Source organism: Breoghania sp., assembly GCF_963674635.1.
Classification (GTDB): domain Bacteria; phylum Pseudomonadota; class Alphaproteobacteria; order Rhizobiales; family Stappiaceae; genus Breoghania.
This window is the reverse complement of the sequence record NZ_OY771475.1, coordinates 87,260-106,504: the sequence shown is the minus strand read 5'-3', so window position 1 is coordinate 106,504 and position 19,245 is coordinate 87,260. Positions and strand designations below refer to the sequence as shown.

At 63.3% G+C, this 19,245-nt stretch carries 14 protein-coding genes; 7 read left to right on the top strand and 7 right to left on the bottom strand.

The window, feature by feature from the left end; translation table 11 throughout:
• Positions 1–16 precede the first annotated feature (16 nt).
• Both ABGM93_RS00435 and ABGM93_RS00430 read right to left on the bottom strand, forming a co-directional pair.
• Entirely contained in the window at positions 17–3,997 is a 3,981-nt protein-coding gene (locus ABGM93_RS00435) for an AsmA family protein (RefSeq protein WP_321502400.1), read from the bottom strand.
• Between the two features lie 195 nt (positions 3,998–4,192).
• Positions 4,193–5,605, bottom strand: coding sequence for an FAD-linked oxidase C-terminal domain-containing protein (locus tag ABGM93_RS00430; RefSeq protein ID WP_321505682.1), 1,413 nt, complete (start codon positions 5,603–5,605; stop codon positions 4,193–4,195).
• A gap of 340 nt (positions 5,606–5,945) precedes the next feature.
• Here ABGM93_RS00430 and ABGM93_RS00425 point away from each other — a divergent pair, with 340 nt between their 5' ends.
• Entirely contained in the window at positions 5,946–6,446 is a 501-nt protein-coding gene (locus ABGM93_RS00425; protein WP_321502398.1) for a thioesterase family protein, read from the top strand.
• 48 nt (positions 6,447–6,494) lie between these two features.
• Here the strand turns inward: ABGM93_RS00425 and ABGM93_RS00420 are convergent, their stop codons facing one another.
• Positions 6,495–6,932 carry an acetyltransferase gene (locus ABGM93_RS00420; RefSeq protein WP_321502396.1) on the bottom strand — a complete coding sequence of 146 codons (438 nt, stop codon included), beginning with the start codon at positions 6,930–6,932 and terminating at the stop codon, positions 6,495–6,497.
• Positions 6,933–7,115: 183 nt separating this feature from the next.
• A complete protein-coding gene (locus ABGM93_RS00415) occupies positions 7,116–8,765 on the bottom strand; it encodes a chloride channel protein (RefSeq protein WP_321502394.1) in 1,650 nt (549 codons plus the stop codon).
• A gap of 796 nt (positions 8,766–9,561) precedes the next feature.
• Here ABGM93_RS00415 and ABGM93_RS00410 point away from each other — a divergent pair.
• From ABGM93_RS00410 to ABGM93_RS00395, 4 genes are all read left to right on the top strand, one after another.
• A complete protein-coding gene (locus tag ABGM93_RS00410) occupies positions 9,562–10,881 on the top strand; it encodes a chloride channel protein (RefSeq protein WP_321502393.1) in 1,320 nt (439 codons plus the stop codon).
• Between the two features lie 66 nt (positions 10,882–10,947).
• Entirely contained in the window at positions 10,948–11,808 is an 861-nt protein-coding gene (locus tag ABGM93_RS00405; protein ID WP_321502391.1) for an AraC family transcriptional regulator, read from the top strand.
• An 18-nt stretch (positions 11,809–11,826) separates the two neighbouring features.
• Entirely contained in the window at positions 11,827–12,648 is an 822-nt protein-coding gene (locus tag ABGM93_RS00400; protein ID WP_321502389.1) for an AzlC family ABC transporter permease, read from the top strand.
• On the top strand, positions 12,645–12,956 hold the full coding sequence (locus tag ABGM93_RS00395) for an AzlD domain-containing protein (protein ID WP_321502387.1): 312 nt from the start codon (positions 12,645–12,647) through the stop codon (positions 12,954–12,956). The genes ABGM93_RS00400 and ABGM93_RS00395 overlap by 4 nt, the downstream gene beginning before the upstream one ends.
• Positions 12,957–12,966: 10 nt before the next feature.
• Here ABGM93_RS00395 and ABGM93_RS00390 read toward each other — a convergent pair whose 3' ends face one another.
• The gene (locus tag ABGM93_RS00390) at positions 12,967–13,614 is read right to left on the bottom strand and encodes a glutathione S-transferase (RefSeq protein WP_321502385.1); all 648 of its coding nucleotides are present in this window, start codon (positions 13,612–13,614) and stop codon (positions 12,967–12,969) included.
• A 116-nt stretch (positions 13,615–13,730) separates the two neighbouring features.
• On the opposite strand from ABGM93_RS00390, the gene phaZ reads away from it, so the two are divergent.
• On the top strand, positions 13,731–14,945 hold the full coding sequence (gene phaZ, locus ABGM93_RS00385; RefSeq protein ID WP_321502383.1) for a polyhydroxyalkanoate depolymerase: 1,215 nt from the start codon (positions 13,731–13,733) through the stop codon (positions 14,943–14,945).
• A gap of 512 nt (positions 14,946–15,457) precedes the next feature.
• On the opposite strand, the gene ABGM93_RS00380 is transcribed toward phaZ, so the two are convergent.
• Positions 15,458–16,504, bottom strand: coding sequence for a phytanoyl-CoA dioxygenase family protein (locus ABGM93_RS00380; RefSeq protein WP_321502381.1), 1,047 nt, complete (start codon positions 16,502–16,504; stop codon positions 15,458–15,460).
• 83 nt (positions 16,505–16,587) lie between these two features.
• Complete coding sequence (locus tag ABGM93_RS00375; RefSeq protein ID WP_321502379.1) at positions 16,588–18,402, bottom strand: aminopeptidase P family protein; 1,815 nt, start codon at positions 18,400–18,402, stop codon at positions 16,588–16,590.
• Between the two features lie 436 nt (positions 18,403–18,838).
• Here ABGM93_RS00375 and ABGM93_RS00370 point away from each other — a divergent pair, with 436 nt between their 5' ends.
• A complete protein-coding gene (locus ABGM93_RS00370; RefSeq protein WP_319775585.1) occupies positions 18,839–19,048 on the top strand; it encodes a hypothetical protein in 210 nt (69 codons plus the stop codon).
• The last annotated feature ends 197 nt before the right edge of the window (positions 19,049–19,245 follow it).

The window sequence follows — 19,245 nt, the reverse complement described above, 5'->3', positions numbered from 1 at the left end:
ATTTGTCCGGACAGTCTCAATTGCCCGGATAGTCGGGATTGGGAACGACGCGGACGCTGCCGGGAACCGTGATGAAGCGCGGCGGCTTGGGCGTTTGCAGCACCGGACGGGTCTCGCGCGCCGGCGCCCGGTCGCTCGCGAAAGAACCGGTGTTCCCGGTGGTCACATCACCGAGCGGATCTGCCTGCCGGATCGGGCGCGGGTCAATGGTGATGGGGGCGGCGAGACCGCGATCGAGCGACATCGGCTTTCCCTCCCCCGGGACGACCGCCCCGCCTGTGCTCGTGCCCCCGGACGCATCAGACCTGTCCCCGTCAATCGCCGGCCGGATGCGCTTGATAAAATCCTCCAGCGACAGGGGCTGGCCCTCTTCCTCCGCCTTCTTGGCTGCATCAGCCGCCGCTGCCGCGGCAGCCTCTTCGTTCTTGCGCTTTTCTTCCGCGGCCCGGCGCTGCGCGTCCTCGGTCTGGTCCTTCTCGCGCGCGGCCTCTTCCTCCTTGCGGCGAGCCTCGGCTTCCGCCTTCTCCCTGGCAGCCCGCTCCCGCTTGACCTTGTTGCGACGCTGCTGGCGCAACTCACGCATCAGCCGATCCCGCTCATTGATATCGGCCTGAAGCTCCTCCACCCGGCGCACTTCCTTTTCAAACGCGCGAAGCGTCAGGAAGGCCGTGAAGGGCTGGATGTCGATTTCACGGGAAGGATCGTCAAGCGGCCCGCGGAAGAGGACACCGACCTGTGGTTCCGCCCCGGTCACCGCGTTCTCGCCCGGATCAACCTTCAGCGACCAGTCGCTACTCAACTGCCAGTTCTCAAGCCCGATCTGCGCCGACCCGAAAGCTGTGGCGCTGTCACTGTCGATGGTCACATTGCGCGCCCGCGCAGTTCCGGCGGCGATGACCAATGCCCCATCGATACGCTGGAAAGGCAGCGAACCGGCGTCCAGATGACTGGCAAAGACCCGTGCAATCTCTTCCGGCTTGAGGTCCAGCCCCGCATCGACGGCCCGAATGACGGAGGCAAAGGCCGCCGGATTGACAGAGCGGATCTCCCCGTCATGCACCGTGAAACTTGCGCCACCGGCAAGCCCCGCGACAATGCCGGAGATGGAACGACCAGTGCCGTCGAAATCCGCCTTGGCATCCAACAGACCACTGGCCACGGACCTGTCATTGCGGCTCCACACCAGATTGCGCAGGCTCACGCCGGAAAGACCCAGCGTTCCGGAAACGGCCGCCTGAGCCCCCAAGCGCTTCAACAGCAACGAGCCGACGGCGCGCCCACCTTCAAAGCTGCCCGAGAAGTCGTCGATCGCCAGTTCATCGCGGCGGATCTGCAGGGCGAACTCCGCCTGCCGGACCGTACGCGACAAACCCACATCCACCGTACCGGCCGCCACTTTCAGTGAAACAGTGCCATCGCCCATAAGGGGGGGCCCGAAAGCTGCATTCGGCCAACGCGACCCGCCGGTCCCGCCCTGCACTGACGTCCAGGCATCCGCACCCAGCAACACTTCCGAAAGCCGCGCGAGCGACACCTGAGAGGCCGCCAGCGTTCCGCTCACACGCCGTGCCGGACCGCCGAGAACCGCTTCCAGATCGCCGCGCAGGGTCACATCACCAAGCCGCGCGCTCAGGTCGCGCAAGGCCGCCGAAGACCCGGCGCCATCAAGCTTTGCGCTCACATCGACGGGGATTTCTCCGCTGATCATCGGCAAGAGGCGCCCGGCGAGCATGCCGATCGGGGCCACGTCATCGCTCTTGAAGGCCAGCGCGCCCTGATAGACCGGCCCTCCGCCGCCAGCGGCGTCAGACAGCGTCACCGTTCCGTCAAAGGAAGCGGAGGCATCGAGCCCGTCGGCAACCATGGTCACGGACAATCCCTCGCCCGCAGCCCCAATGACCTTCAGCGTGATCGCCCCCGTCCCCATGCCGGGTATCGGCACCACATCGACGCCGAGCTGGCCCAGCACCTGAACCGCATCGTCTGACTTCAGCGACACATTCGCCGCCACATCCGCCTCACGCCAGCGATCGACCGAACCGGAGGCTTTCAACGCAGCATCAAGCTTGCTGTTGGCGAGCGTTCCGGCGAGCGACATCTCAACCTGCGAGCGATCGTCGGCTTCCGCGCGCGCGGTGACGGAGGCTGAAACATCAATCGGCGCAAGCTGGCCTTCACCGGCGCTCAGCCGGTTCACAAGGGCATTGTCGGGGAAGGCTTGGTTCAGGACCGCGATCAGCCCATCGACCTCGCCTGCCCTCACGCTGGCCGTGAAAGCCCCGTCGGGCGCGCTGGAGAGCTTGGCGATACGGCCACTGGCATCGATGGTCGCACCGGCCAGATCCTGCGCGGAGAACCGCTGCACCTCAAGGTCGTCGCCCGCAAGGCTTGCCTCGACCCGCACCCTATCCGCCTCAACGCCCGCATAGACCAGCGTATCGGCATCGAGACTGAGCGAATAGTCCGCATCGAGTCGGGCGGACCCGTCATCCGGGCCGGAGGCCTCATCGCCGCTTTCGCCGCGTATCACGGAGCCAAGCACCGCGAGTTGATCCAGATCGAGCCGATCCGCCTCCAGATTGGCCGCCACCCGTGCGCGGGTCTGGTCTCGCGCCGCACGCCATGTCACGTCACCGCGCAAGGTGGCGTCACCAAGCTCGCCTTCCAGCCCGTTAAAGGCGATGCCATCCGGTGCCGCCTCCACATGCGCGGCAACGGAAAACGGTGCGAGCGACAGCGGCGCGCCGCCGCCCGTGCCACGCCACCATGCCGCGAAACCGGAAGGCTGCGCACAGGCGATCTCCACCCGACCCGAAAAGGCCGGCTCATCGGAAACCCGCAACTCACCACTGCCTGCGAACCGTGTCTGGCCGGGAAGCCGCGCTTCCAGCGTTTCGATCCGCCAGCCACGCGGCAGCGTGCTTGCCTCCAGCCGGATATCCTGCGCCAGACCGCCCGCTGCCACGAGCGCGGGCAGATCGAGGCGAAAGGAGCCGGGCACCGGCGGCATAGGCAGCGTCTTGATCGCGGCCATGATCGCCCCCGCGCCGCCTGCGATGCTGACCGGCGCACGCGGACCTTCGCCAGACAGCCGATCCAGATCGATCTGCTTGGCGGCAAGGCGCGCGGTGAAGGCCGGAACGGCCCCGAAATCCATCCCGCCATCCCCTTCAAGACGAATGGCGCGATCTTCCGGGCCGTAGCGCAGGTTCGCCTTGTCGATCTCCAGCCGTCCCGGATCGAGCGTGAACGCGCCCTCGCTGCGCCACAGCCTGGCCGCGGGCTCCAGAGACGCGCTCTCGCCCCCCTCCTCCGCAGGCATCACGCTTTCGGCGAAAAAGGTCCCTGCATAGACGGGCTTGCCATCCTCATGGCTGACGATGCCATCGGCCTGCAGGGTGGCGGCAATGTTGGTGGGCTGAATATCGGCCTTGACGCGAATGCCCTGCGCACTGCGACGCCCTGTGGCGATGCGCACACTTTGGTGCACACCCGCGACCTGCGCACTGCCATCGGCCTTGAAGGGCCCTTCCAGAGAGCGGGCAGAAATCTGGAGATTGATGTTGTCGGCGCGATAGGTCTTGCCGGTGCGCGCATCGATCAGACGCATGGACCCATCGCTGATCTCGACATCCTGAAGCTGGACGTCATCCGGATCGAGCGCTGTGTCGGAGCCGGGAACGCGCGCGGTCAGCCAGTCGATGCGGCCCAACTCGTCGAGAGACAGGTTGAGCTGGGGCCGCTCAAGCTGCATGTCCACGACCTGGATCTTGCCGGTCAGAAGCGGCGGCAGTTCCACCCGCACCTTGAAGTGCGAGATCACCATCAGCGGATCTTCCGCCTCCCCGACCCGCACATCGGAGAAGGTCAGCGTGGGGGTGGGCAGAAGCCTTGCATCGGCCGAACCCAGCACGCTCACCCGTTGGCCCAGCGCCTGGCCCGCATATTCCTCGAACGTGGTTCGATAGGCGCTCCAGTCGATAAAGATGGGCGCCACCAGCGCCGCAACCAGCGCCAGGATCAGGGTTATGCCAACGGTGATATAGATCGAATTCAGCGTTCGTCTCCGTGGCGATGCAGGCCCGGCCTGCCATCGACGACGCGCTGCGCGGATGCGCCGCCGACATCCGGCCGGACGTGATTGCGCCCCCGGCGCACGCCATCTGCGCTGCCGGGGGCGAATCGTTTCAGGTCACATGGTTATGATCTTACCCGGATTCATGATGTTCAACGGATCAATGCCCTTCTTGACCGCGCGCATCACGTCGAGCGCATCGCCGTGCTCACGCTCCAGATACTTCATCTTGCCCTGACCGACGCCATGCTCGCCCGTGCAGGTGCCTTCCATCTCGATAGCACGCAAGTTTAGACGTCCGATGAACGCATGCGCCGCCTCGACTTCGGCCTCGCTTTCAGGATCGACCAGAATGGAAACATGGAAATTGCCATCGCCCACATGGCCGACGATCGGCGCGATCAGGCCGGTTGCCTCGATATCCTCGCGCGTTGCTTCCACGCATTCGGCAAGGCGCGAGATGGGAACGCAGACATCGGTTGTCACCGATTTGCAGCCCGGGCGAAGCTCAAGGCAGGCCCAGTAGGCCTCGTGGCGCGCATGCCAGAGTTTCGTGCGCTCTTCCGCCTTGTCCGTCCACTCAAACGGGCCCCCCTCGAATTCGGCGGCGATTTCACCGAAGAGTTCGGACTGCTCTGCAACGCCGGCCTTCGTGCCGTGAAATTCGAGGAACAGGGTCGGCACCTCGGCAAGCGTCAGCTTGGAGTGCAGATTGCACGCCTTCACCTGCAACGTGTCGAGCAACTCGATCCGCGCAACCGGAATGCCGGACTGGATGGTCATGATGACCGCGTTGCAGGCTGCCTCCACACTCGGGAACGGGCAGATGCCGCCGGAAATCGCTTCCGGAATACCCTGAAGACGCAGCGTGATTTCGGTAATGATGCCGAGCGTGCCTTCCGACCCGACCAGCAGGCGGGTCAGGTCGTAACCGGCCGACGATTTCTTGGCGCGCGAACCGGTGCGCACGATGGTGCCGTCAGGCATCACGACCTCAAGCGCCAGCACATTGTCCTTCATCGTGCCATAACGCACCGCGTTGGTGCCCGAGGCCCGCGTCGCGACCATGCCGCCAATGCTGGCATCCGCGCCCGGATCAATGGGAAAGAACAGCCCTGTATCGCGCAGATACTCGTTGAGCTTGCTACGGGTGATGCCCGGCTGGACGACGCAGTCGAGATCCTCGGCGTGAACCTTCAGAACCTCATTCATGCCGCTCAGGTCGATGCACACACCACCGGCGGGCGCGTTGACGTGGCCCTCCAGCGAGGTGCCGGTTCCGAAAGGCACGATCGGCGTGCGATGGGCGGCACAGATCTTGACGACCTGGGAAACTTCTTCGGCGGACTGCGCAAACACCACCGCATCCGGCATCTGATTGCCGAGCAGGCTCGTCGTGTGACCATGCTGCTCGCGCACGGCACGCGAGACGGCACACCGCTCGCCGAAAAGGTCACGCAGTTTCGAAACCGCGGCCTCTATGTCACCGCTGCTGGTCGCTTCTTCACGCCCCACCGTCGCCAAGCCCATCATCCTTCTCCTGTTTCGTCCCGAGGCTCGCCGATGCGCAAACCCGTGTCACCATTCGCGGTGTTTTCTTCAACCATCCGCCTCGCGGCGACGGCAGTCGCTGCTGGGCAAACGTGATAGCATTCCCTAGGGGAATCAATCTTCACTATTGGCGAATGTGATGTCACCGCGCCTTGCGCGCATGCGGCAATCCACATCCCGCCAAACTTTCACGCCCGTCGCTAGGCGGGCTCAAACCCGTGGGGCCAGCCGCGCCCGCATCGTGGATCGACGGCACGGCGCCGCCTACCGGAGCCGTGCGAAAACCGAACCGCAATCACGAACTGCCGGAAAGCCTTTCATGACCAACAACGATGCGCCCTTCCAGTCAAGCCAGATGCGCGTCGAAGACGACTGGATCGACTATAACGGCCACCTCAACATGGCCTATTACAATGTTCTGTTCGACAGGGCCATTGACGAAGCCTACACAGCCCTCGGCCTCGGCCCCGACTATATCGAGACCGACAACGCGTCCTATTTCACCGCCGAAGTGCATCTGTGCTACCTGCGCGAGCTTTCCGCGGGCGACCTCGTCACAGTGAACACGCGCATTCTCGGCTTCGACGCCAAGCGCATCCACGGGTTTCAGGAACTGATCCATTCCGACGGATGGGTGTCGGCCACCTCCGAACAGATGAGCCTTCACGTGGACATGGGCTCGCGCAAGGTCGCGCCCTTTCCAGAGAAGATCGCGAAAAAACTCGCCTATTATGCCGCCTTGCACGAGGCGCTGGGCGTGCCGGAACGCGCGGGCCGCCGCATCGCTATTCCTGCGCCGCGTCAACCCGTGACTTCATAGGCGTCCGGTCCATCAGGTCGCCGGAACCGATGCTCCAAAGCACGCCTGTCAGCCCGGATATTTCAGGTGGATCAGCGGATAGGGCCTGCCCTGTTCGTCGGTCGGCGAGCGGCCGGTCTCCTTGAACCCCATCCGTTCATAGAAGCGAACGGCCTGATCGTTCTGCGCGTTGACGTCGGTTGTCATTTCCGGATGGAGCGCGAGGCCGTGCCGGACAAGCGCGCCGCCGATCCCGCTTCCGAGATGGGCGGCATCGACGAACAGCGCCTCCATATGCCCCTCGTCGATCAGCATGAAGGCCAACGGATAGTCGTTTTCGTCAACCGCCAGCCAGAGAGGCGCCTGCGGAAGAAAGCCGCACACCATTTCGTCAATGTCGAGACGATCATCGGGCGTAAGAAAGTCGTGCGTGGCGTCAACCGCTCCGCGCCAGATCTCGACGGCGCGTTCTCCCTCATCGGGGCGGGAAGGCCTGATTCTTGTCATGCGCGCCAGACTACAATGGCTTGAGTTCGCGAGAAAGAGAGCATCCGAAAAAGCGGATCATCCGCACGGTGCGGCTCAGATCGGCGACCGGCATGACAAGCCGGCCGAAAATCTCCCGGCGGGGCCTGGCGAGGGGCGATGGGTCCTGTAGCGGGCCCACGCCTTTTCGCTCACGCCCGCACGTCAGGCGTAGTGATTCGCCACCACCGCGGAGGCGATTTCCGAGGTGTCGATCACACCCACCACATCATCCGGCCGCGGCACCACGGAGCTTCCATCCACGATGATCGCATAGGAGCGGCCACGCTGGTTCATGCGGGCGATGATGGAATTGAGGATGTTGTTCTGCGGCGCGATCACATAGTCGCTCGACAGGATGTCCAGCAGCGTCTGTGCGCAATCGGGATCGGGCGCATAGGGAATGGTGCCGAAACGCACGAAACCGGCAATGCGCGTCCCCTCTGTCACGATCACGTGCTTCGCACCCGTTTCCCCAAGCTTCGAGACCGCCTCGCAAAGCGGCGTTTCGGAAGGCAGGATCATGAAGTTGCGAGCCATCAGCTCCTCGGCCTGGCGCACCAGATACATGTTGGTATGGCGCATGGTCGGGATCGGCTTGCCGCGATTGCGCAGCTTGATCGTGTAGATATTGGCCGTCACCAGCCTGCGACGCACGCCGACGGCAATCGCCACGGCCAGCACCAAAGGCACGATCACGTTGTAGTCGCGGGTCATCTCGAAGATCATCACGATGGCGGTCATTGACGCGCCCGTCGCACCGCCCACCAGCGCCCCCATGCCGACAAGGGCGAATTCCGCCGGCGAGAACCCGTGCTCGGGAAACAGCATCGCGCCGATCACGCCGACAGCCCCGCCAAGTGTCGCGCCAATGAAGAGCGAGGGCGAGAACACGCCGCCCGACGCGCCTGCGCCAAGGCTGATGGAGGTGGCCGCGATCTTGGCCAGAAGCAGCACCGCCAGCAGCAGGAACGTGTAGGGCGTGCCGTTCAGAATGTCCTGAATGGTCGCATAGCCCACACCCGCCGTGTGATAGTGTCCGGTGGTGAGAAAGAAGGCGTAGCTCAGGCAGCCGATCATCAGCATGCCGATGATGTTCTGCGTGTATTCGTTGCCCGGAAGCTTGGGGAAGATATCCTCACACCAGGCAAGGAACTTCACGAAGGCCCAGGAGGCCACGCCCGCAAAAACGCCAAGCGCCGCATAGGCGACAAGCTGGACCGCATCCACCGCCTGATGCACCTCCAATGCCGCCACCGGCACGATGAAGGCCGGATCGAGGCCCAGAGCGATGCGACCGATATAGGTGGCGGTCGCGGTGGCAACGACGACGGGCAGGAAGGTGCGCGAGGAGACTTCCGGCAGCAGCATCTCCACCGCGAAAAGCACCCCGCCCAGCGGTGTGTTGAAGGTTGCGGCGATGCCCGCACCCGCTCCGGCGGAAAGAAGCGTGATCTTCTGCCAGCGCACCAGGTTCAGCATGCGCGCCAGCGTGGAGCCGAAGGAAGCGCCGATCTGGATGATCGGACCTTCACGCCCCACCGAAGCACCCGAGCCGATGGAAATGGCGGAAGCCAGCGACTTCACGATCGCCACAACCCCGCGCACATCGCCATTCTTGTGGTAGATCGCAAACATCACTTCCGGAACGCCGTGCCCCTTGGCTTCCGGCGCGAAGGTGCGCACGAGAAAGACAACGATCAGCCCACCGATGACCGGGGCCAGTATGATCAGCGGCCCGAATGAACTCGGCGCTTCGAACTGGTTCGCATCATAAAACGGATTGAATGTTCCGTAATAAAATAGATTGTGCACCGTCGAGATCAAATAACGGAACACGACAGCGCCTGCGGCAGCAACGATACCGATCAGAAAAGCAAAAACGCATAATGCAGGGATCGAATAGACTTTCTGTTCAACGTCCTCAACGGGATCTGTATCAATTGGTGTGGCGCTTGTTGCTTCAGTGGCGGACATGACTACGCAAATTCCATGGACAGGACTGTTCAAGATCGGCCAGGATGGGGTCGACGCGGGCGCTCACGCCAATGACAGGATCGTCGGGGAACCTGATGTTCTCACTCGATACGACACTTGACGGGGCGTGAATGCTGCAGTCCTGAACCTGCCGACACAGAAAATCAAGGGTATGCCGTCACATTTTCACTTGACGGCGGCGCCCCCCTCGCCCCGATCCACATATCGGCCTATGCTTGTCCGAGTATTGTGAATCTGCACCATCAAGTATTGGCACGAGCCTGACCCCATGGCGACAGTTTCGGATTTCCTGATCCGCGTATTCTCCCCAATCAAGAGCGGATACATTTTTGTTCGCCACGAAATCGTGACAAACACAGCCGATTTCGTCGGAAGGCGACAACCTTTGGTCTGGTTGCTGGCCTTTGGCGTCGGCGTTGTTGTGGCCTTGGCGGCAGTTCTGTTTCGCCTCGCGATCGGTCTGGTCCAGTTGCCATGGCTTGGAACCATGTCCGAAAACGTGGTGACGGCCACCGAAAAACTTCACTTCTCCTTGATTCTCGGGGCGCCGATTCTTGGCGGCCTCTTTGTCGGGTTGTGCCTGAGATTCATCCCCCGCCAGCGAACATCTTCGGTGGCCGAAGTCATGGAGGCGCGCGCACGCGGCGGGCGCGGCCTGCCGTTCTGGCACGGCCTTTCCTCCGCCCTGCTCACCGCCGTCTCACTGGGATCAGGGGCAAGCGCCGGGCGCGAAGGCCCGGTCGTGCATCTGGGCGCAACCCTCGCCACAGCCCTGTGCAATCTCTTTTCGCTCGCCATCACGACCCGCCGCGTGATGCTGGCCTGCGGCGTGGCCTCAGCCGTTTCCGCCTCATTCAACGCACCGATTGCGGGCGTTCTCTTCGCCCATGAAGTGATCCTCGGCCACTACGCTCTTTCAGCGATCGCACCGGTCTGCATCGCCGCGGTTGCCGGAACCCTGATCACCCGCCTTGTGTTCGGCGATGTGGCTGCCTTTGTCATCCCCGGCCACCAGATCACCTCCTATCTGGAGTTTCCCGCCTTCGCGCTTCTGGGCGTCACCTGCGCGGCAGTCGCGGTTATCTTCCAGTTCGCCCTGACCGGAACAGACTGGGTCGCCCGTCACATCCCCATGCCGCTGTGGCTGCGCCCGGCCGTAGGCGGAGCCGCTGTGGGGCTGATCGCGCTCGCCTACCCGGAAGTGCTGGGCGTCGGGTACGAGACAACGGACGCGGCGTTGAAAAACAATCTGCCGCTGATGCTCATGTTGATCCTGCTGGTCGCCAAGACCGCCGCAACCGCCATCACGCTGGCCTCGCGCTTCGGCGGCGGGATCTTTTCGCCCACACTCTATCTTGGAGCGATGGCGGGTGGTTCCTTCGGATTGATCGCGGCGAGCCTCTTTCCCGAACTGGCCTCATCGGAGGGCCTTTATTCCATCCTCGGCATGGGCGGCGTGGCGGCCGCCGTTCTGGGCGCGCCCTTCTCCACCACCGTCATGGTGTTCGAACTGACAGGCGGTTACGCGCTTTCCATCGCCCTGCTCATCACCGTATCGATTTCAACCGGCCTGACGCTCGCCATCCATGGCCGCTCCTATTTCCACTGGCAGCTTGAGACGCGCGGGCTGGAGCTGCGCGAGGGCGCTCATCGCTGGCTGATCCGGACCGTTCACGTCAGCGACTTCATGGACGAGTTGAGCGAAGGCGACCCGCGCGAATTGTGCGAAAGCGAAGATGCGAAGATCGTACGCCTCGTTCCCGATGACGACCTTGAGACCACTCTGCGCCTCTTCGACACCTCCGGCACATATCGCTTGCCGGTCATGCGGGACCGCGAAAGCCTGGAAATCATCGGCTTCGTCCGCCACGTGACTGCGCTCGACCGGTTCAACAAGGCGCTGATCGAGGCAAGCCGCGAAGAGCACACGTAACGCTGACGGGGCCGCAACAGCAATTGCATCCAAGACACCGCTGCGTCGAGCCGCTACAGTTTTTCCATGACGATGACGAACCAACCCGAAACGGTCGAACTGACGAGCATGGGCACAGGCGAATGCGCGCGCTTCTGGCGTGAGCCGCGCCATGACGCACTGGAATGCCTGTCGGCGACCTTCCGCACGCACGTCTATACCCCGCACACCCATGAGACCTACGTGGCGGGTGCCATCGTCGCCGGATGCGAGGGCGTCAACATAGCCGGTTACCGGGGGGCGGCGCGGCAGGGGGACATCTGCTTCGTCAATCCCGGCGAACTGCACGACGGCGCGCCCGTGGAAGGCGGCTACACCTATCGCATGTCCTATCCCGAAGCCGATTTCATTGCCGGGATCGCCGAGGACATGCTGGGTCGCTGTCCACGCACCCAGCCCCGCTTTCGCGCGCCCATTGTCCGCGATCCCGCCCTCGCCATGACCTTCGCCCGCGCCCACGGCCGACTGGAGGCAGGATACGGCGACCTTGAGAGCGATGAGCTGTTCCACCGTTTCTTCACCGAAGCGCTCACCCGCTTTGCGGATCTGGAACCGGCCGTCTACGCCGTGTCGCCGCATCCGGGCCTTGCCCGGGCCCGCGACTACATCGACGCGCATCTGGATGAGGCCATGGACCTTGCCACGCTGGCCGCAATCGCCGGGCTCAGCCGTCATCATTTCCTGCGCACCTTCCGCAAGACTTACGGCCAGGCCCCGCACGCCTTCCTGCTCGACCGCCGGGTCCACGCCGCGCGCCGGTTGCTGCTGAACGACGTCCCCCCGCCGCAAGTGGCCGCCGCCTGCGGTTTCTACGATCAAAGTCACCTCAACCGCGTCTTCAAGGGCCGCATGGGCATTACCCCAGGCGCCTTCCGCACCGCGGCCTGAATTTTCACCGAGCCCACCATGTCAGACCGCCTTCACCTCCCCGACGCCCCGCGCGCGGAATTCACCGCAGGCATCTTGCGCGCCGTGCCGGTGATCCTCGCAACCGCCCCCTTCGGCCTGCTGCTGGGTGCAGTCGCTTCCCAAAAAGGCCTGTCGCTTCTGGAAATCGGGCTCATGAGCACGCTGGTCTTCGCAGGCAGCGCCCAGTTCGTCGCTGTGGAAATCTGGTCAACGCCCGCCCCCTGGCTGGCGCTGGGCTTCTCAGCCCTTCTGATCAACCTGCGTCACGTGCTGATGGGGGCCTCCATCTCGCCCAAGCTCGGGCTTTTCCCGCCCGCCATCCGCCCCTTCGCCATGTATTTTCTGGTCGATGAACTTTGGGCCATGGCGGAAGCACGCGCCGCAACCCGTCCCCTCACACCCGCCTTTTATTTCGGCATGGGCGTGGTGTTTCTGATCGGCTGGAATTTCTGGTCGCTGCTGGGCGGCATCATCGGCCCGGTTCTGGGAGATCCATCCGATATCGGCTTCGACTTCGCCTTTTCCGCGATCTTCATCGTGCTGATCGTCGGCTTCTGGAAAGGCCCATCCACCGGCGCGGTGCTGATCGCAAGCGCGGGAACCGCAGCCGTCGTCCACGCCCACGTGGACGGAGCCTGGTACATCCTCGCAGGCGCGGTCGCAGGCATGCTGGCCGCCGCACTCACATGGCGGCCCCTTAAGGAAACACCGGAAACGACAACCGGCGAATGGAGCGTGGACATGCCCGGTCCGCAGATGGAAGCACCGCACGCGGGCAGCATCTCAGACACCACCCGGACAGAAGGGCGCCCGTCATGAACGCCCTTTCCCTCGACCTTCCCACGCTGGCGGCGATTGTCGCCATGGGACTGGCGACCTACGCCACGCGGCTCGCCGGCCTCATGCTGGTGCGTCACATGCCATCAACGGGACGCTTCAAGGCCGCCCTGGAAGCGGTGCCGTCGGCGGTGCTGATGGCGGTCATTGCACCGATGGTGGTGGCCACAGGCTGGGCGGAGACCCTTGCCGCCGCCATCACGGCGATTGCCGCCACCCGCTTGCCGCTTTTCGCGGTGGTCGTGATCGGCGTTGCCTGCGTGGTCGGCCTGCGCGCCATCATCGGTTGAGGCGCGAGCCTCAGAACTCCACTTCCAGCTCGATGATTTCGTCCGGCTCCTTTATCGCTTCCGCGGTCCATTCCTTCATGAGCGACCAGTCGAGGATCGTCTGGCAATAGGCGGCCAGTTGCGGTTCCAGCTCCACCGCGTAGGTCACGAACCGTGTGCACACCGGCGCATACATGGCATCCGCCATGGTCGGAGCCTTGCCAAAGAGGTACGGCCCACCATAGGCGTCGAGACATTCCTGCCAGATGGTCTTGATCCGCTCCACTTCCGGGCGCGCGCCGGAGAAAATCTTGAAGCTCTTGTGACGCGCCTTGAGGTTCATCGGCAGCGCGGAACGCAGATTGTAAAAGCCGGAGTGCATTTCCCCGCAGATGGAACGGCAGTGATTGCGGGCGACCTTTTCTTCCGGCATCAGCTTCGCATCGGGGTATTCCTCCGCCAGATAGGCAGCGATCGCCAGCGTGTCCCACACGGTCACATCCCCATGAGTGAGGCGCGGCACCAGCACGGACGGCGACAGAAGCAGCAATTCCTGGCGCGCCTCCTCATCGAGGTCGATATTGACCTCTTCGAACTTGACCCCCGCCATTCGGCACAGAAGCCAGCCACGCAAAGACCAGGAAGAATAGTTCTTGGATGAAATCGTCAATGTCGTCATGATATTGGCCCATCTTTACGCAGCTTCCGCAATGCGTAATTCTCTCGCATTGCACAATATATAACATTGTAGCATTTTGTGGAGATGTGTTGTCTGGGGGGGAGACGGGACGAACCATGATGTATCGGGCTTACCAATTACAGGATGATCTGATGGAGCCCGTGCGCTTTTTCGCACGGCAGTTGAAGGCCACAACCGACACGTTTTTATGGACATGGCCGGAAGAGAGCCGCCGCAGATTCAAGGCAGGCCTTGAGATGGTGGAGCGGTTCGAGCTCAGCCACGCCCGCCCGGAATTCGACATTACCGAGGTCATGAGCGGCAACCGGCTGGTGCCCGTGAAGGCGGAAATCGCGCTCGACCTTCCTTTTGGGCAACTCCTGCATTTTACCAAGGACGTTGATACGCCGCAGCCGCGTGTGCTTGTCGTGGCGCCTCTCTCGGGCCATTTCGCGACACTGCTGCGCGGTACGGTCCAGACCCTGCTGCGCGATCATGACGTCTACATCACCGACTGGACCAATGCCCGCGACGTTCCTGTGGAAGCGGGAGCCTTCGGTGTGGAGGACTATATCGGCTATCTTATCCGCTTTCTGGAAGAGATCGGCCCCGGCGCGCATGTTCTGGCCGTCTGCCAGCCCTGCGTTCAAACACTTGCCGCCGTCGCCGTCATGTCGGAGGAAAAGCACCCCGACACACCGCTGTCCATGACACTGATGGCCGGGCCCATCGATCCGCGCGAAAGCCCGACGGAGGTGAACGAATTCGCGGTGGCGAAGTCCCTCGCCTGGTTCCAGCGCTCCGTCATTGCCACGGTGCCGTCACGCTATGCCGGCGGCGGGCGACGGGTCTATCCGGGGTTCCTCCAGCTCACCGCCTTCATGGCCATGAACATGGACCGCCATTCCAGGGCGCATGAGCACCTCTACGAACACCTCGCCCATGGCCGGGATGAGGAAGCGCGAAAGATCAAGGACTTCTACGACGAATATTTCGCCATCCTCGATCTCACGGAAGAATTCTACATCGAGACCATCGACCGTGTGTTCCACAAGGCGGAGCTTGCCAGGGGCGCGTTCACCTACAAGGGCAAGCCGGTCAATCCCGGCGCGATTACGCGCACCGCACTCCTCACCGTGGAAGGCGGACGCGATGACATCTGCGCGCTGGGCCAGACGTCTGCGGCGCATGAGCTGTGCAACTCGCTGCGCCCCCACCTGAAGCGCCATCACATGCAGGCCAATGTCGGCCATTACGGCGTCTTCAACGGCAAACGCTGGGAACGCGAGATCTATCCCGTCGTGCGCAACATGATCCTGTCGATGGAGTAGTGGCGGGAAGGGTTTACGGCGCGCGCGTTCCGAATGTGCGGCCATCCTTCGAGACGCCCGCTTTTCGCGGGCTCCTCGGGATGGCGTTGAGGGCTGGGTTGGTCGCAGACGGTGACCTCGGATCAGTGGGGGCTTCCACAAACACATCGTCATCCTGAGGAGGCGCCGCAGACGCCGTCTCGAAGGATGGGCCGCACGCCCGGAGCCGACCACGTCTCCGGGCGTGATCAGCCCTCTCATGAAGCGCAGCAGGCTCTCCGTACCCTCGCGACATCCCATCCCCTCACCCGGACCTTTCGGTCCGACCTCTCCCCATGGGAGAGGTGCTTGGAGTATGCCGCACCTATCTTTGCCGTCCCGCGCAGCTTTCCCAAAACCCAGCCGCATCCGCCCCCTCTCCCGTTGGGAGAGGGCCGGGGTGAGGGGCGTAGAGCTGTCGTGGATACGAAGACGTCTCTACCAGTCGCGAGCGGATCAGACCGAGGAAGCAGGCTCATAGCCCCCCCCTGTCCTCATGCCTTCTCCCCCCGCCACCTGACCGGCGGATCGAGCGGCTTGACCGCGCCCACCGGTGGTTGCCCCGTCTTGCCCTTTTTGTGCTTCCACGAATTGATCGCATCATGGATTTCCGCCTGCCGACCGCTCAGGCCCGGCAAGGAGAAGGGGTCGAGCCCGGCAAAGGGGAGGAACGGATTGCGCCGAAGCGAGCCGTAGATCCCGAGCCGCACGGTCGCCTTGCTAGATACACCGCGCGCATGAAAGCCGTGCGTATCGGCCACGACCAGCGTATTCGCCGGAACAGCCATGCTGACGGGTGCGGGAAAGCCCAGTTCCTTCAGCTCTTCATCCGACACGCGAAACGAGCCCAGAGCGTGATGCACATTCTTGTGTTCATGCGCTGTTAGCGACTGTTCGTACTCCCAGCGCAGGCGCTCCGGCGTCATGCGGTGCGAGCCCGGGACATAGGTGAAAGGCCCGCCATCCGCGCTCACATCCTCCAGGAAGAACCACGCCTTTGCGGTGGCATGGAACGTGTCGGAGTGAAAGACTGTCTGCGGATCGCGCGGGCCGCGGTCCGGCTCGGCAAAGACCGTGTGAAAGAACACGATCGGGTCGGCATTGGCCGATGCCACATAGCGCAGCAATCCCTGAAAGAGCTGGCCACTGACGAAATCGCCGATCTCGGGATGCCCGGCACAGATAGCGCGGGTGATAGGCGTGAAGCGCGTCACCGCGTTGCCCTGCCACATTTCCTGCGCCGGGAAGGCATTGTCCTCCACCGCCCGGCGAAGCGCTTGAAACGCGGCCTCCGGCAGAACGTTGCGGCGCATGACGAAACCGTCGCGCGCATAAGCCTCGGCATCTTCCTGATCGACCAGATGCGAAAGCCGCCTGCGTCGCCAATCGGCCATGCGCTCGGCAAGCAGCGCCCGCCTGGCGTGAAGGCCGCGTTCGTTGAGCACAGGGCTGCCGATGATGGGATTGCCGCGAAACGACTTCGCGCCCGTGGCAAGCTCTGCGGCCCAAAGCGGCGCGCGCAGCACGTCGAGAACCTTCATGCCCCCTCCCGGACAGCCCATGAGACAGATGTGGCGCGCGCGGAGACATCGCACCCGCGCGCGCCGTTTTTCAACCCCGCCCGTCAGCCCTCAAGCGGGGCCGTGGCTCCCTCAAGCCAGGCACGGGTTTCTTCATCGACCAGCGGCCCGATCTCTTGCAAAACGCGCGCATGATAGGCATCGACCCACGCCCGTTCCTCCCCGGTCAGGAGGTCCGTTTCGATCAGCTTGCGGTCAATCGGAATGAGCGTCAGCGTCTCAAGGCTCAACATGGGCCGCTCGCCGCCCTCAATCGCGCTCGCCGGCGAGACCAGTTCGAGGTTTTCGATGCGGATGCCCCACTTGCCCGTGCGATAGGTGCCCGGCTCGTTGGAGACGATCATGCCCGGCTGAAGCGGGACCTTGTTCGTCTTGGCGATGCGCTGCGGTCCCTCGTGAACCGAGAGATAGGAGCCGACACCATGGCCCGTGCCGTGATCGAAATCGAGGCCGCCCTTCCACAAGGGAATGCGCGCCAAGGTGTCGAGCTGCGCGCCTGACGTGCCTTGCGGGAAACGCGCGCTGGAAAGACCGATATGGCCCTTCAGAACGAGCGTGAATTCCCGCTTCATGTCCGCGCTCGGCTCGCCCACCGCGAAGGTGCGGGTGACGTCGGTGGTGCCGTCCTCATACTGGGCGCCGGAATCGCACAGATAGAGACTGTTCATCTCGATCGGGCGGCAGGTATCCGTCGTCACGCGATAATGGACGATGGCCCCGTTCGGCCCGGAACCGGAAATCGTGTCGAAGGAGATGTCCTTCAGCTTGCCGGTCTCCGCACGGAAAGTCTCAAGTGCTTTGGCGGTCGAGATCTCATCGAGCCCGCCCTTGGGCGCTTCTTCCGTGAACCACTTCAGGAACCGCGCATAGGCAGCCCCGTCGCGGCGATGCGCGGCGCGCGCACCGTCAATCTCCGCCGTGTTCTTGAGCGCCTTGGGCAACAGCACCGGATCGGAGCCGAAGCGCAGCTTCGCGCCCGCCGCCACAAGCCGGTCAGCAATGGCCTGCGCGCCCCAGTCGGGATCGACCAGCACGCACTTGCCGGAAAACGCATCGAGCGCGGGCAGGAACCCCTCCGGCTCGGCGATCTCGGCCAGATGGCCAAGCGTTTCGGCCACATTGCCCGAGAGCTTGCGGCCATCGATGAATAGCTGGGGAGCGGCATCGGCGCGCAGAATGGCGAAAGCGAGCGTAACCGGAATGCGGGCAATATCGCCGCCGCGTATATTGAAGAGCCAGGCGATGGAATCGAGCTGCGCGATCACAGCGGCATCCGTTTTGGCCTCGCGAAGCTCCGCCTGAAGCCGAGCGATCTTGTCGCTTGCCGCCTCGCCCGCAAAGGCCATCGGATGCAGCACCACCGGTGCAAGCGGCGGTTCGGGTCGGTCGGACCAGATCGCATCGATCGGATTGCCGTCGACGGCGACAAGCTTGACCCCCGCCTTTTCGCAGGCCGCTTTCAGCGTCTTCACGCCGTTGATCGTGTGCAACATCGCGTCATAGCCGATGCACATGCCGGGTTTCGCCGTCCGCGCGATCCACGAGGATGGCGGCGTCTCGATCAGATGCAGCGGCTCGAAGGCCGTCGTATCGACCTGATTGCGCACCTGAAGCGTGTAGCGACCGTCCACGAAAATGGCAGCCTTGTCCTGAAGGACGACGGCCGCGCCAGCGGACCCGCCAAAGCCGGTCAGCCAGGCAAGACGCTCCTCGCACGGGGCGACATATTCGTTCTGGTGGGTGTCGGTGCGCGGCACGATGAAACCATCGAGACCGCGCCGGGTGAGTTCGGCCCGCAGGGCGACCAACCGGTCGCCGCGCGCACCTGATTCGGAAGGGGGATCATAGGTCTGGAACATTCCAACAAATTACTCCTCTGCACCGCCAAGGCCATACCGGATTTGCGTCGCTCGCAACCATTTCCGGTTGCCCAAGGGGCATGGACGCACGTCGCCACAGCATCGCCACCGCAACCGACCGGCTCCGCGGGTGCGACCAACCAACGCGCGCGCTGGCGCACACGTGCAAATACGAACCTTAAGTACTTGCTATATGAAGTAAATACTCGATCCACAAATCGAAAATGTGGCGATTTTTCAAGCCCTTGCAAGAAAGCCGATCAGATCGCCTCATCGAATATTTCCGACAAGAAACAAGAACCGGCCACCGCATGACAAAACGGCGGGGCAGCTATGCGCTGGCCGCAGTTACTTGGGGGCAGCCCTGCTCATATCTTCCCCCTCGTGAACGGCGGACAGGAAAGACCCGCCGCAAGTGATCCAAGGAGACTTCATCATGGCCATTGCCTCCACCTCGGGAATTCACGGGGGCGCTCGTCACAGCCTTTTCCGCCGCGCTTTCGACCGCATGGTCTGCGCGCGTGAACGTCAGGCGAAGCGCTATGTGAACGGCTACCTTCTGACGCTCGACGATACGACGCTCAACGCCCAGGGGCTTGATCGTTCGCAGCTGGAACGCGAAGGCGCGATGACGTTTCCCTACTGAGCGAACACGGCTCGGATGAAATGCGAACCGGCACGTAACGGCGTAGACTGAAGGCCGCCAGTGCCGTGCACGCTGGCCCGATATGGGGCTGGCAGGGAAGGCGAAAGCCGCTGGATATCCAGGCGGCCGGAGCGGCATCTGTCAGAACGCGCCGATATCGCGCGCGGCAGATAGCGCTCCGCCTTCCTAAGAATTCG